This window comes from Paraglaciecola arctica (genome assembly GCF_018861065.1).
Taxonomy (GTDB): domain Bacteria; phylum Pseudomonadota; class Gammaproteobacteria; order Enterobacterales; family Alteromonadaceae; genus Paraglaciecola; species Paraglaciecola arctica_B.
This window is the reverse complement of record NZ_JAHKQO010000051.1, coordinates 42,315-55,685: the sequence shown is the minus strand read 5'-3', so window position 1 is coordinate 55,685 and position 13,371 is coordinate 42,315. Positions and strand designations below refer to the sequence as shown.

The 13,371-nt window shown below is 39.6% G+C and carries 14 protein-coding genes; 7 read left to right on the top strand and 7 right to left on the bottom strand.

Annotated features, from left to right (window positions below; translation table 11 throughout):
- Window positions 1-61: 61 nt before the first annotated feature.
- Both KO534_RS22715 and KO534_RS22710 read left to right on the top strand, forming a co-directional pair.
- Complete coding sequence (locus KO534_RS22715) at window positions 62-940, top strand: pirin family protein (RefSeq protein ID WP_252732371.1); 879 nt, start codon at window positions 62-64, stop codon at window positions 938-940.
- A gap of 220 nt (window positions 941-1,160) precedes the next feature.
- Window positions 1,161-1,382 (top strand): DUF2798 domain-containing protein, encoded by a 222-nt coding sequence (locus KO534_RS22710; RefSeq protein ID WP_215933685.1) that lies wholly within the window; start codon window positions 1,161-1,163, stop codon window positions 1,380-1,382.
- A gap of 59 nt (window positions 1,383-1,441) precedes the next feature.
- Here KO534_RS22710 and KO534_RS22705 read toward each other — a convergent pair whose 3' ends face one another.
- Window positions 1,442-1,915, bottom strand: a complete 474-nt coding sequence (locus KO534_RS22705; RefSeq protein WP_215933683.1) for a hypothetical protein — start codon at window positions 1,913-1,915, stop codon at window positions 1,442-1,444.
- Between the two features lie 200 nt (window positions 1,916-2,115).
- Here KO534_RS22705 and KO534_RS22700 point away from each other — a divergent pair, with 200 nt between their 5' ends.
- The gene (locus KO534_RS22700) at window positions 2,116-2,700 is read left to right on the top strand and encodes a class I SAM-dependent DNA methyltransferase (RefSeq protein WP_215933681.1); all 585 of its coding nucleotides are present in this window, start codon (window positions 2,116-2,118) and stop codon (window positions 2,698-2,700) included.
- A 153-nt stretch (window positions 2,701-2,853) separates the two neighbouring features.
- Here the strand turns inward: KO534_RS22700 and KO534_RS22695 are convergent, their stop codons facing one another.
- Window positions 2,854-3,408, bottom strand: coding sequence for a carboxymuconolactone decarboxylase family protein (locus KO534_RS22695; protein ID WP_215933678.1), 555 nt, complete (start codon window positions 3,406-3,408; stop codon window positions 2,854-2,856).
- 254 nt (window positions 3,409-3,662) lie between these two features.
- Between KO534_RS22695 and KO534_RS22690 the strand changes: the two genes are divergently transcribed.
- Window positions 3,663-4,337, top strand: coding sequence for a haloacid dehalogenase type II (locus KO534_RS22690; RefSeq protein ID WP_215933676.1), 675 nt, complete (start codon window positions 3,663-3,665; stop codon window positions 4,335-4,337).
- On the opposite strand, the gene KO534_RS22685 is transcribed toward KO534_RS22690, so the two are convergent.
- From KO534_RS22685 to KO534_RS22675, 3 genes are all read right to left on the bottom strand, one after another.
- Window positions 4,334-4,936, bottom strand: coding sequence for a TetR/AcrR family transcriptional regulator (locus KO534_RS22685; RefSeq protein WP_215933674.1), 603 nt, complete (start codon window positions 4,934-4,936; stop codon window positions 4,334-4,336). The genes KO534_RS22690 and KO534_RS22685 overlap by 4 nt on opposite strands.
- Window positions 4,937-5,106: 170 nt before the next feature.
- Window positions 5,107-6,081, bottom strand: coding sequence for a hypothetical protein (locus KO534_RS22680; RefSeq protein WP_252732370.1), 975 nt, complete (start codon window positions 6,079-6,081; stop codon window positions 5,107-5,109).
- Window positions 6,071-6,532 carry a BlaI/MecI/CopY family transcriptional regulator gene (locus KO534_RS22675; protein ID WP_215933672.1) on the bottom strand — a complete coding sequence of 154 codons (462 nt, stop codon included), beginning with the start codon at window positions 6,530-6,532 and terminating at the stop codon, window positions 6,071-6,073. The genes KO534_RS22680 and KO534_RS22675 overlap by 11 nt, the downstream gene beginning before the upstream one ends.
- Window positions 6,533-6,627: 95 nt before the next feature.
- Here KO534_RS22675 and KO534_RS22670 point away from each other — a divergent pair, with 95 nt between their 5' ends.
- The 3 genes from KO534_RS22670 (at window position 6,628) to KO534_RS22660 (ending at window position 10,201) form a co-directional block, all read left to right on the top strand.
- Complete coding sequence (locus tag KO534_RS22670) at window positions 6,628-8,754, top strand: TonB-dependent receptor (protein WP_215933669.1); 2,127 nt, start codon at window positions 6,628-6,630, stop codon at window positions 8,752-8,754.
- A 329-nt stretch (window positions 8,755-9,083) separates the two neighbouring features.
- Window positions 9,084-9,479 (top strand): hypothetical protein, encoded by a 396-nt coding sequence (locus KO534_RS22665; protein ID WP_215933667.1) that lies wholly within the window; start codon window positions 9,084-9,086, stop codon window positions 9,477-9,479.
- A gap of 116 nt (window positions 9,480-9,595) precedes the next feature.
- Window positions 9,596-10,201, top strand: coding sequence for a hypothetical protein (locus tag KO534_RS22660; RefSeq protein ID WP_215933665.1), 606 nt, complete (start codon window positions 9,596-9,598; stop codon window positions 10,199-10,201).
- Window positions 10,202-10,547: 346 nt separating this feature from the next.
- Here KO534_RS22660 and KO534_RS22655 read toward each other — a convergent pair whose 3' ends face one another.
- Both KO534_RS22655 and KO534_RS22650 read right to left on the bottom strand, forming a co-directional pair.
- Window positions 10,548-11,846 carry an amidohydrolase family protein gene (locus KO534_RS22655; RefSeq protein ID WP_215933663.1) on the bottom strand — a complete coding sequence of 433 codons (1,299 nt, stop codon included), beginning with the start codon at window positions 11,844-11,846 and terminating at the stop codon, window positions 10,548-10,550.
- Between the two features lie 10 nt (window positions 11,847-11,856).
- Window positions 11,857-13,215: an amidohydrolase gene (locus tag KO534_RS22650; RefSeq protein ID WP_252732376.1), complete on the bottom strand. Its 1,359-nt coding sequence runs from the start codon at window positions 13,213-13,215 to the stop codon at window positions 11,857-11,859.
- Between the last annotated feature and the right edge of the window lie 156 nt (window positions 13,216-13,371).

Sequence of the window (13,371 nt, the reverse complement as noted above, 5' to 3'; positions counted from 1 at the left end):
AAAGTCATCGTTCTAAACAATACTAATCATCAATGACATTGCAGACAACTTGGAGATAAGTATGAACCTACATAAACAACAATCTACGCAGCGTGGTGAATTTCAAATTAGCCAGCAAGTAACGGGTAAGCCTCTTATTCTTGGTAGTGGATTTGATGCGCTGAGCTTTAAACATGACCAATTCCAAGGCTTAATGGATCCTTTAGTTATGATGGACCATTATACAATGAGCAGCCCGACCTTTGGTGCACACCCCCATGCCGGCATTTCGGCTTTGTCGATTTTATTTGAGGACAGCGAGGGGGTATTTAACAACCGTGATTCGCTCGGCAATAATATTGATCTACTCCCTGGTGATTGCTACTGGCTTAAAGCGGGTAGTGGAGCGGTTCATGATGAAAAGCCCACTCTAGGGTCAAAAACCCATGGTCTGCAAATTTTTGTTAATTTACCTAAGCAACATAAACACGATGCCCCCGCCGCATTGCACGTGCCTTCACACACTATTCCCGTAGTAAGCGGGGAAGGTTACCGAATCCGAGTGGTGTTGGGAGAAAGCAATGGCGCACAAGGGGCGACGTCCCCGGCGCTACCTTTTACAGTCTTGGATGGATTTTTGGAATACCAAGCTGAATACTCTCATCAAGTTGCTGGCAATCAGTCCTTAGTGGTCTACGCCGTAAGTGGCGATATTGATATCAAGCTAGGAGATCTGGCGCTTCACTTACCACAACGACGAGCCATTGCCATACAAGTGAAGGAGGTTGCCCAGCTTCTAAATTTCGTTAGCACTCAAGGCGCACACTTTGTGATATTACAAGGCGCACCCATCAATGAGCAGTTTATTCAAAAAGGACCGTTTGTAATGAGCAATATCAATGAACTTGAGCAGGTTACCGCCGCATACGAGGCCGGATTGTTGGGAAGTATTTCCGAGTAAGTCGTGAAACATGAGAGGTGTTTCCAATGCATGAATTAGATCATCGCAAGCATCTTTTATTTTGGTCGGCTGAGATTCTGACAGAGCGGGTTCATTAAAGCCAAACAACGCAGTTAGTCAGTTGCTTTCAACGATATTTCTTGAAAGATTATTGGCTATTTTTATATTGCATTACCAAACAAGTATTTAGGTCTATTTCTACGTTTATGGGGGAGTTATTATGATAAGCAGAAAGTACTCGCACTATGTGTTTGTCGCTACTATGGCGATGGGCATGACTTTAGTTTTATCCTTTGTGGCCACAGCCAATAATCAAGGTTTCTCAAGTCAGTTCGTAGCTGTCTGGTTACAATCTGTCGGTTGGAGCTTTTGTATTGCATTTCCCACCGCACTATTTATGCAATCTTTTGCTAAATGGGTCACCGAAATGTTGGTTATCTAGTTTTCTAATCTATTTAAAAAAGGGTTGTAATATCAACGCCATAAATATTTGTGTCAGTATTACTTTGGTTCTTGTGTGGAAGACTGTACTAACATTAGTTGCGATGAAATGTTGCGAGCAAAGCGCTCATTGGCGAGTTCTGTAAGATGAAACTCCTCTTCTTCAGTAGCGGTAAAAGACACTCTGCAGTATATCTTGCTACAGTCAAGCTCGATAAATATTGAAGCAAACCTAGCACTTTTCATGATGTCTTCAACTTGGTTAGCAACTATGGATAAGGTGATGTTATCGTCGATTACAACACTTGAGCCGAACCCAAGAGGCACTTCGTAGCTAATTAACGTATTCGTTGTTTTAGGAATTTTGTAAGAGTTATCTGTTAAATTATTTTGTTTATGAAACCCATTATTTTTTTTGAGTAGCCTGTAGTCTGTCAAAAACATGCTCAAAAAAATGAGCGCTAAAGCCGCTACATAAAATCCGCTGGTGCCAATAATTAAGTCTTTTTTGTCAAATCCATCAAAAAAGCGCATACATAATCCCCATATTATTGTTTTAATTTGCTCTGGACATGTTGGAGTATTTTATTGGAAACGGATACTAGCACAAAAAATCTACAAGATTGAAATTTAACCAATTAACGCTTTCCGACATGGGGTGAAACTTCACTCGGATACTCGCGAGTAAAACTAAACCACTACCATAATCAAACAATATCTAAGGAGTAACCCAAGTGAGCAATGAATGGGATGAATACGCACCAAGCTGGGACCAAGACGCCTCAGTTCAGGAATACGCTAATAAGGCGTTCGCGGAATTAACCAAGGTGATCACTCTAGATGATCTATCGGTATTAGATTTTGGCTGTGGCACTGGCAATCTTGCTCTGCTTTTAAGTCCAAAAGTTAAAAACATCCTTGCCCTAGATGCTTCACCAGAAATGATAAAACGTGTAGCTAACAAAAACTTAGATAACGTGTCGAGTGTCGCAGGGTTTTTGACTCAAGAACTGATTAACCGCCATCCGCAGTTTCCCAATAAGTTTGACCTAATTGTTGCTTCATCTGTGTGTGGATTTTTACCTGACTATGAAAGCACGCTTGGATTATTAAAGACTGTTTTAAAAAGAGGTGGTGTGTTTGTACAGTGGGATTGGCTTGCAAAGGACGACTCTTCAGAGACGGGTTTGTCAGAAAATAGGGTGACCGAAGCGCTTAAGAGCAATGGCTTTATTGACATAGAGCTTGAAAAGCCATTTGCAATGACTAGTTCAAAAGGCACCATGACAGTATTGATGGCCGTGGCAAAAAAACCTTAACTAACGCGTACGCAGCAATCGCCAATGGTTATTCAAATGTAATACTCACAATGGGGCAGTGGATATTTGAGTAACTACTCCAAAATGCGAGTCGTGAACCCAGAACCTTGTAAGTCAATTCCGGGTGTTCACAACTTCAAGTACTTACGTGGATTAAGCTTTTTTAGACCAAGCAAACTGTTCAAAAGGTTTATCTACAGGGGTATTTCCGATGTGATTGGTGTAGTTACTGATTACTTTTTGAGAAAGCCCTAATATGATTTCCAGAACTTGTTGCTCACCATAACCGGCCGCATAAAAACTGTCTAATTCTTGTTGAGAAACATTGCCGCGATTGCGCACTATGCTCAACGTCATATCAAACAATGCTTGTAACTTAGGGGTTGGCATAGGTTCTTGATTACGCAATGCCTCGATTAATGCTGAATCAACCTTCATAGAATGCGCAATGCCTGTATGTGCTGGTACACAATAGTGACATTCGTGCTCTACATTGATGCCTTGCCATACTACAGTTAACTCTTCTGCATCAAATGAAGTATCCATGAACAATTGATGTAACTTTTGATAGGCGTCTAGGGTTTGTGGAGAACTCGCTAACACCCCATGTAAATTGGGAACCATACCAAATGCTTTTAGTGAGCCTTCTAAAAGTGGCTTACTTGCTTCAGGTGCTGATTCGATAGACTGAATAGTTAATGTTGTCATCTTTACTTCCTCAATTTTAAGTTGTTTTTTAGTGCGGCTTAACGTTTCTGACTACTAACCTCTGTTGCTTATAAGAAGTCACAATCTTTGAAATTTCCAACCGTACCAATCGGTATCAAATGAATAAATTGCATTGTACCGATTGGTACGATAAAGTCAACGCTAGGTCGAGAATAATCCAATTGGTGCGTCTAGCTAAACTAAATTAGTTCGACTAACTCTATGTATTAATTAATAAAAGTAGAACGATTGAAATGAAAATAAATATTGCATTTGATGTTTACGGCACCCTAATTGACACTCAAGGGGTGGTAAATCTGTTATTAAACTTGGTCGAAGAAAAAGCACAGTTGTTTTCTGAAACATGGCGAGCAAAACAGCTGGAGTATTCGTTTCGAAGGGGCTTGATGAAGCAATATGTGAAATTTTCGGTTTGCACTAAAGACGCATTGAATTACACCTGTGCCGCATTGAAAGTTGCGCTAAGCGATTCCCAAAAACAACAATTATTAGACAGTTATCTGTGTTTGCCAGCTTTCGACGATATTCAAACTGCTTTGCCGCAATTGGCAGAAAAGTACCGTTTAGTGGCGTTTTCAAACGGCGAGGCGCAATCGGTTAATACCCTGTTGAAAAATGCCGGTGTTTTGGAGTATTTCAGTGATGTGATAAGCGCTGATGAAATTAGTACGTTTAAACCTAACCCAGAGATTTACCAACACTTGTTAAATAGAGTTAATTCAAGCGCTGAACAGTCTTGGTTAGTATCGAGCAACGCATTTGATGTGATAGGTGCCAAATCCTTTGGAATGAAAGCCGCTTGGGTAAAACGCAGTGAGGGCACAGTATTTGACCCCTGGGGAATCGAGCCAAATGTTGTAATAAATCGCCTTGATAGTTTAATACAACATTTAGATAAGAAAAATTAATGTAAACCTATGCCTGTAAGAATGTTATCTATCGATTGACCAAGCTCTAATGGGTTTACACCAGACCGTGCCATAGTAGCGGTGCCTTTGAGCATAGTGTACAAACTCAAGCTGTTGATATGTGCATTTTTATCTAAGCCTAACTCAATCGCTTCGGGATCTTCAGTGAATAAGTCTGTATACAACTTCATGGGTAAATTTTCGGCTTCAACTAAGATCTGCTCAGCCTCTTGAGGAATCACCCCGCTGACTAATTCGGATTGACATAACACCAAGTAACAACCTTTAGCCTGCTCAGAACCACACTGCATCTCGACTATCGACATCATATGATTTTTTAAGCGTTGTTTTAATGAAAAACCTTCTTCAAATAACAGATCCATATGGGACTTCATTTTTGTCTCAAGATAGCGCTGAGTGGTTTTCACAAACAAGGATTCTTTATTGCCAAAAGCGCGGTACATACTCGGTTTACTGATATCCATGCTTTGAGTCAAATCCATCAGCGATGCACCTATGTATCCTTTCTGCCAAAAAACATGCATGGCAGCATCCAAGGCTACTTCAGAATCAAACTCTCGTTTACGACCACTTGCCATATTTTTCACCATTCAAGTACAGAGATGTAAATTATACCATTCGGTATACAAAAATAAAGTCATCGATTATGACTTTACTGAATATCCAAGATTGCGGCGCCAATTTGATTGTGTGGCAAGGAGTAAGTTAAGTTTTAGATAAGTGTCAAATCTCGCTATTTTTGTCTTATTTACTCAATAATCTCGAACAGAAAATGCGTGAAGTTTGATGTGACAACCACTAAGCACATAAAATACAAACCGCTAAATACGTAGGCAATATTGTTTGCTGTTGTTGGTGTGTGCTCAGCTTTATACAACTGAGCACTTTGGTTATTGGTGCCTGATATATTCGATATAAACTCCCTAAGTTCATTAGACATATTGTTAAATATCTCTGCAGGTATCTGGGTTTGTTGATGTCCGAGCTGTTGAGAAATTCCTTTTGAGGCGTGAGTCCTTATGACACTTTGTAAGTCGCTAATTAATAGTCGTCTGATTTTAGCTGGCCAAAACACACAGCTAATTTGTAGGAGTTTTACCTTGAGGTTTTCAAACTGCTTGGCTTTCGCATACTCATAACCTAACAATAGTTGCGCGTCGTCATTTTTTAGAGAGCGGGTTATGGCCGAAGATAACAATAATTTGGGTACTAACAACCCAACATTGATCAAGGTTGGTTGAGGGATTTCAACAATGGTAGCCTGGGCCCAATATGGGTTATCGGAGTCTTGATTGGGTGAAAGCCGAAGTAAACTATCGATGCGCTCTTGTAATCTTTTTTGATGAATTTTTATTAAAATAGTACATATCCCAACAAATCCGATCACGAAAAAAGCAAAGAGTAAATTAAGCAAAGCTGGATCGATAACAGCGGGAATATGCGCGGCACAATTGCTGCTATGACAGTGCTCAAATACAAAAGGCAGACTCGGCGAGTGGGGCAACGACAACCAAACACTCACAACTAGCGTAGTCAATACGGCACAAAAACCATGGAAAAATAGGTAACCACTTCCCAAGTGAGAGCGAGATGGATTGATATACTGACGATGCGCTAAAAATATGCCAGACGTGACTAATGAGCTAACTAAAAATATGCAGCAAGCTATGGCGAACAGTGAAGCAAACTGCATAGCTGAAGCGAATATTGTCTCAATCGTCATTGCTATTACTTGCATGAATTAAGCTTGGCTGGTTCCCAAGCGCTTGCAACAAATCTCGGTGACCCCTAGTGTTTTTGGATTTTAAAAAAGTAAAAATGCCCGACATAATTGCGCTGTCGTCCCCTTCACCTAAAGCGTCGCTAATTTCACTTATTAAACTACTGATCACTTCTTGCTTCGAATAGGCTGCTTTGTAAATAAACGCCTTTCCTTGTTTATTACGACTCAGTAAGTTCTTTTTCCAAAGCCTTTCTATGGTGCTTTGAATGGTATTAATGCTGATGACATCTTGTGGTGTTTCAGCTTGCTCCTTCAAAATTTTGTGGATATCTGTGGCACTCAAAGTCGTGGCTTCGCTGCGCCAAAATAATCTCAAGGTGTCTATTTCGCGCTGGCCTAGCACAGGGGCGGTTAACGGCGCTTTTGATTTGTGCATACTTTTGTTAATCATAATTTTCACCGAGGCCTTATCGGTTTTTAAACCGCATGGTTAACTCGCTCTTAATGTAGCTTGTAAAAGCAATGCGGGATAAAAAAGGCAAATAAATGAAAAACACAAATCGAGTTCCTTTTAAGTTAAATAAGCCACATGTTGCTGTGATCTGTAGTGTTTTGTTTGGCTTTGGTTCATTTCCAGTGCTAGCCCAACAAACTGAGCTGGACGGGTCAACAGCCGCCGCCAGTATAGAAAAAATTGAGATTCAAGGCAAAGCCGTTAGCCTGATTGGCGAAGCTATTTCTGCTTCAGAAGGTATTATTGGGCAACAAGAAATCTTAAATAGACCCATGTTACGCAGCGGAGAAATTTTAGAGTTAGTGCCCGGTATGGTAGTGACACAGCACAGCGGAACAGGTAAAGCCAACCAGTATTTCTTACGGGGATTTAACCTTGACCACGGTACCGATTTTGCGACTTCAATCGACAATATGCCAATTAACATGCGTACTCATGGGCATGGCCAAGGCTACACTGATTTAAATTTTATTATTCCAGAAACGATTAATACCATTACCTTTAAAAAAGGCGCGTATTACGGCCAAGTAGGTGATTTTAGTGGTGCAGGTGGTGCCGATTTTAATACTGTTAATCAACGTCAAACTACACAACTTGCCACTACCTTGGGTGAAGACAATTTCCAAAGGTATTTATTGGCTGGTGGATTAGCTATGGATAACAACCATCTAAATTACGCGATTGAATTTAATCGCTATGATGGTCCATGGACAGACATTGAAGAAGACCTCAACAAAACCAATGTGTTTTTAAGCTACAACACTAAGCTCAATAACGGCGACTTAAAACTGACTTTTATGGGATACGACAACTCGTGGAACAGTGCCGACCAAATTCCGCAACGGGCCGTAACCGCTGGCATCATAGATGAACTAGGCTCTATCGATACTAGTTTAGGGGGCAACAGTAGTCGCTACAGCATCAACGCCGCATGGAAAAGCCAGAATCTTCAGGCTTCAGCTTATTTTATTGATTATGATTTAAATCTTTGGTCAAACTTTACCTACTTTTTAGATAACCCCACAACAGGGGACCAATTTGAACAAGTGGACAAGCGGCAAATCTACGGTGGTCACATAAGTTATACCACCTTTGCAACCTGGCAAGGCAAGCCGATTTCCAACGAGTTTGGCGCGCAAGCGCGTATCGACGATATTGACGAAGTAGGCTTATTTCAAACCCAACAAAGGCAACGACTAGGCGCTATCAGAAATGATGCGGTGACTGAAAGTAGCTTAGGATTTTATTGGCAAAACAATATTATTTGGAATGATTTCATTAAAACGATTGTGAGTGCGCGTTACGATTTCTTTGATTTTGATGTGCGCAGTAATATCGATACCAATATCAATGATGTCGATTTAAGCGTAAACAAAGGAACCGAAGATGCGGGCAATGTAGCCTTAAAAGCTAATGTTATTTATACCTTTAGTGAAAGCTGGGAAGGGTATCTGTCTGCCGGGCAAGGCTTCCACTCCAATGATGCCAGAGGCACCATAGTGCAGGTTGACCCTAATTCTGGAGAGTCTATTGCGCCAGTCGACCCTATTGTTGATTCCATTGGTTACGAACTAGGATTGCGTGGCAATTTATCCGAACGGCTAAATGTTTCAATGTCTATTTGGCAGCTTAAATTAGACAGTGAATTACTCTTTGTTGGTGACGCAGGAAATACAGAGCCCAGTGATGCTTCGACACGCACCGGTATTGAGTTGACCGGTTATTACAGTATTGCTAACGCATTTAGCTTTGATTTTGAATACGCCTATACCCAAGCAGAGTTTGATGAACTACCTAAAAACGCTAATCAAATACCAGGAGCACTAGAGCACGTAGTGCAAACAGGCTTAAGTTATCAACCACAACATGGATGGTTTGCCGCAGCTAGGTTACGTTATTTCTCTGACCGCCCTTTAGTTGAAGACGGCAGTATTACATCTGACGATTCGAAAATAATGAACCTAAATGTTGGTTACAAGTTCGCGCAACTCACCTTAAAGTTAGATGTATTGAATGCCCTAGACAGCAAGGATCACGATATTGATTACTACTACGCCAGCCGCTTTGCCAACGAACCACTAGATAGTGCCACCGAAGACTTGCACTATCACGTACTTGAACCAAGAACGGTGCGTTTGTCTGCTGTTTATAGGTTCTAGTTTGCAGGCAATAGATCACTTTTGTAAATAAAAGTGTAAGTAAAAGTATGAGTGTCTTCCGGCACTCTTTACTGTTTTCTTGTCATTAAATTCAGTTCTGATGTGCTGTTTTTATAGGCAGCTTTGGTTCCCTGTCCGATATATGCAAGATCTTGTGCAATTGCGGCATTTCTGCAACTAATATAATTGAGTATTTGTAAAAAACCTTTACGTTGTAATAACTTGCCTACTGTGATTAGAATAAGTGAAATTTTATATACGGAAACTAGCCGTGTTTAAATGCGGGTGTTTGTGGGATATTAATATTGTTATATTTTCAGGGAAGTTCGGTGAAAAACTCTATTGTTTTTACATTATTATTTTTCTTTTGGGTCTTTCTTCCAATTACGTTAATTAATGCAGCATATATATTTTTTACTAGTTCCTGTGACCCCAAGTTTGGCTGTTTAGGTACGTTTCAACTATTAACTTTTATTGTTAGTTGTTGTGCGTTTGTAGCTTCAATTGCAGCATTACTTGTTCACTATTTGTTAGTCTCAAAACCAAATGTAAAGCTATCTAAAATAAATAATAATTTTTCCAAAGTCTTTGCTAGTTTACTTGGTTTCAGTACTTATTATGCGGTAGCTTTAATGGAAAATATTGAAATAGCAGGTACAGTTTTTCTTTACTTTTTTGTATCGTGCGTCATTAATAGCGTGATATTCAGTTTAAAGAAAATATAACAAAAACATAAACTGGAAAACTACTCGCTGTAAAGCGCTCGTATTTTCCAGTTATATTAAGCGTTAGGTTTTCCCCGGGGTCTTCGTATTGAGCAGATTTAAAAAGGAAGAAATAAATGTTCAAAAAAATTATTGGTGTCGCTTTTCTTCTCTTTAGCCTTTTACTTCTAATATATGGCCTATATTTCTTTGGGTTGAAAATGTGGGGTCTTTTTTCATCCGTGGATCCAAAGTTAGGTGCAGGTTTGGTAACAGCATTTGCTACTATTTTTGTTTCTGTTCTATCAGTGCTTACTTCAAAATACTTGGAAAGAAAATCTGAGGTTCAAGCGCAATTAAGAGAAAAGAAAGTTCCAACATACGAAAAGCTAATGGATTTCATGTTTAAAATGACGGTAGGAGAAAAACTTGGTGGAAAGAAGTTTTCGTCCAACGAAAAACAAGTTGTTTTAACTGAAATAGTGCAAGAGTTAATTATATGGGGATCTGACGACATGCTACATGCCTTTTATAATTTTAGGCACGGTATATTAAGTAACAAAGAAAATATTATAACCAACAAGGAACTATCAGAGAATAAAGGATTACCAACTCTATATCTAATTGAAGAAATACTGATAGCTATTCGAAAAGACCTTGGTCATAAAAATAAAGGCGTGAGGCGCGGTAAAATACTTGGGATGCTTGTTAATGATCTTCCTCAAAATACAACGAAAACCTAACAAGTTGCCTAAATTCGCCGCAAAAAACGCAGTCCTTCCTTCAATGGACACCCACTCTAAAAATTAGCAATATTTTAGTTTTGTTCTAGGCTTTAATGTATTCATTGAAGCCAAGGATGGTCTGTTATGCCCCAGTCCCGTAAATCTCAAATTTCACTTGTTGATACTCTTTATTACCATTGTGTGTCTCGTTGTGTCTGTCGTTCATTTTTTTGTGGTGAAGATATGGTCACAACTTTACAGAGACACCCATTTCAAAAAAGTAGCAAAACGTTACTTTATTAATTTGATTTGGGTGTCTAGGTTGCGGCTTAAACTCTAAATAAAGTATTAACTCGTCAATACTTTATTTAGAATAAGCTTTTGGCATATCAGACTTTGTTAAATATCGATCACGTAAGTCATCTTGTCGGGAGCGTGTAGAAATCGATTTACCATTGATCCACATACTGTCTACCTTAGTGCTTAATTCAAAAGGATCGGCACTCCACAAAACTAAATCGGCATTTTTACCAACCTGAATCCGACCTGAGTTTAGTTTAAATACATCGGCTACATTAGCGGTAAGCGCTGCAAGAGCATCAATTCTTGATACACCATTGGCAACGGCAACTCCAGCATCAAAGCGTAATCGGTTTATATTATGGCTATCGCCCTCAGGCGCTAAAATAACCTTAACCCCCGCTTTTGTTAACATGGCCATATTACTTAAATTGGCGTGTAACGAATCGAAGCTACTGGGCAAATTATCAATAGCACTAAGAATTATCGGTACATTAGCCGCAACTATTTCATCGACAATTAGTACCGCATCACTTGCCCCCACCAACACTAAATCAAGTCCATATTTTTGTTTTAACGCAATTAAAGCCAATAAGTCTGTTGCTCGGTCAGCATAAGCTATTAATGGTTTTTCACCCGCTAGCAAAGCATTAATAACTAACTCATCACGTTTTGGCTCTTTATCTTCTTTTGCTTTTTTGTCTTTACTTTTATTAGCGAGTGCTTGTTTAGCCAACGCTTTTTGTGCATCTTCAAATTTATAATCTAACGCTTGCAGTTTTAGTGCTCTTGAGCCCTTAGTTTCAGCGCCTAAGTGAACTATTACTGCGTTTTGTCTGTCAGTTACGCTATTGAATTCACCAGAAAGATCAACCACAAAAGATTGCCCCGCAAATAAGTCTTCTCCACCTTGAGGAGCAACAATATTGCTGGTAATCCCTCCTTTGCGTGTATAAGCGATCAAGGTTGATTTGGGGTTAAATGCTAAGCTTGCATCAAAGGTAATATCTGCTTCTTTATCTTTACTATCACGGCTTCTTGCTACTGCGCTCACTTCAACTAAACCGAGTGAATTCATACTACCAATAAATCCAGGCGTTAGAATTCTTCCCTTAGCATCAATGATTTCATCAGTGTTAATATTTTCTGGGGTATTGTCACTGCTGTAAACTTGCGTAATTTTACCTTGGTCAATAATTACCGTGGCGTTTTCAATCGTACCTTCGCCAGCAAGTGTGTAAACAGTGGCATGAGTAATAGCTGTGCTTTTGGCTTGTACCGTGCTGGTGATAAATGCACATAAAACAAAAGGAATAGTAACTAATGCATTTAAGATGGGTTTGTTAATTTGAATCACTTTCATTGGTTAATTCCTACTTTTGCCCTAAAAGAAAGTCACTTTTCGCCTGATATTTTTCATCAAAACGATCATAAACTTTCGCGCCATCCACAAAAACTTGCTCTGCTTGTGCGTAAACACTAAATGGATTGGTATTCCATAATACTAGATCGGCATTTTTACCGGCTTGTAAGCTACCCGTTTTATCATCAATACCAAGTGATTTAGCCGCATTAGCAGTGATCCATTTGATGGCATCTTCTTCTTTTAATTCAAAGCCATTATCATTGGCTCGATACAGTACTTTGCCAGCTTCTTGATTTAACCGTTGAATAGTGGTGCTAGAATCTGAATGTACTATGGCACAAGAATTTTTTACCGAATCAACTATGGCAACATTTTCTTCTACCATATCATAGGCTTCCATTTTAAAGCCCCACCAGTCTGGCCACATCGCAACACAGTTGCCGTTGGCTGCGAGTTTGTCAGCAATTTTATAGGCCTCTATGCCATGATGGAAAGTCCCCGAGTGATAATTAAACTCTTTACCTATATCTATCATCACCGCCATTTCTTCAGCTTTGTAACAATGGTTATGTACTAAAACTTCACCATCAAGCACACCCATTAGCGTATCGAGCTCTAAGTCTCGAACTGGTGCTAGCGGGTTTTTACCAGCAGCATAGTCGGCGTCGTATTTATTCCAAGCTCGTTTATATTCAGCAGCTTCCGCCCAAGCAGCTCGATAACCAGCTACATTACCCATGCGAGTTGATGGCATTTGTTTTCTGCTACCATAAAGCCGTTTTGGGTTTTCTCCACAGGCCATTTTTAAACCATAAGGTGCGTCGACAAACTTCATCGCTTGCATGGTATGACTTGGTACGTTCTTTAACGTAACACCGCGGCCGCCAAATAAGTTAGCCGAGCCAGGCAATATCTGTAAGGTAGTAATTCCACCTGCTCTTGCCGCTTGAAAGCCAGGATCTTGCGGCCAGACGCTATGCTCAGCCCATACCTCAGAAGTATTAGGAGAGCTCATTTCGTTACCGTCAGAGTGTGATTCTACGCTAGGGCTTGGATAAACCCCTAAATGAGAATGTACGTCAATAATGCCAGGGGTTATCCATTTTCCTTGTGCATCAATAACTTCAACATTAGTCGCGTTTAGGCCAACACCTATTTGTTTTATTTTACCATCGACAAAAAGTATATCTGCATTATCAATTCGTTCACCAGTGCCCGTTAGAACCGTTGCTTGAGTAAACAAAGTATCTTGCTGTGGTAAAATTTTATAAGTACTGGGGAATGGGTTTTTATTAATGGTTACTTTTTCATCTTGCTTTTCATTAGATAAACATGCAGTTAATGAGAGCGATACAGCGGCTACCATTAAGCTCTGTTTAAAAAGGGCGTGGTTCATAGATATTCCTTGAAGTATTAATAATCTAATCAATTTATGTGTTTATTAAAAACTTCATATTTTATATTGAGTAGAACTTATTTAGACTCAAAAAGAATATTATGTTTGCTGACTTTCAACAAGCAA

What these genes read in the sequence shown, in the direction of transcription:
- KO534_RS22680 (WP_252732370.1), bottom strand. Translation starts at nt 6,081, where the DNA reads ATGACGATTGAGACAATATTCGCTTCAGCTATGCAGTTTGCTTCACTG.
- KO534_RS22715 (WP_252732371.1), top strand. Translation starts at nt 62, where the DNA reads ATGAACCTACATAAACAACAATCTACGCAGCGTGGTGAATTTCAAATT.
- KO534_RS22685 (WP_215933674.1), bottom strand. Translation starts at nt 4,936, where the DNA reads ATGGCAAGTGGTCGTAAACGAGAGTTTGATTCTGAAGTAGCCTTGGAT.
- KO534_RS22690 (WP_215933676.1), top strand. Translation starts at nt 3,663, where the DNA reads ATGAAAATAAATATTGCATTTGATGTTTACGGCACCCTAATTGACACT.
- KO534_RS22655 (WP_215933663.1), bottom strand. Translation starts at nt 11,846, where the DNA reads ATGAAAGTGATTCAAATTAACAAACCCATCTTAAATGCATTAGTTACT.
- KO534_RS22695 (WP_215933678.1), bottom strand. Translation starts at nt 3,408, where the DNA reads ATGACAACATTAACTATTCAGTCTATCGAATCAGCACCTGAAGCAAGT.
- KO534_RS22650 (WP_252732376.1), bottom strand. Translation starts at nt 13,215, where the DNA reads ATGGTAGCCGCTGTATCGCTCTCATTAACTGCATGTTTATCTAATGAA.
- KO534_RS22675 (WP_215933672.1), bottom strand. Translation starts at nt 6,532, where the DNA reads ATGATTAACAAAAGTATGCACAAATCAAAAGCGCCGTTAACCGCCCCT.
- KO534_RS22710 (WP_215933685.1), top strand. Translation starts at nt 1,161, where the DNA reads ATGATAAGCAGAAAGTACTCGCACTATGTGTTTGTCGCTACTATGGCG.
- KO534_RS22705 (WP_215933683.1), bottom strand. Translation starts at nt 1,915, where the DNA reads ATGCGCTTTTTTGATGGATTTGACAAAAAAGACTTAATTATTGGCACC.
- KO534_RS22670 (WP_215933669.1), top strand. Translation starts at nt 6,628, where the DNA reads ATGAAAAACACAAATCGAGTTCCTTTTAAGTTAAATAAGCCACATGTT.
- KO534_RS22660 (WP_215933665.1), top strand. Translation starts at nt 9,596, where the DNA reads ATGTTCAAAAAAATTATTGGTGTCGCTTTTCTTCTCTTTAGCCTTTTA.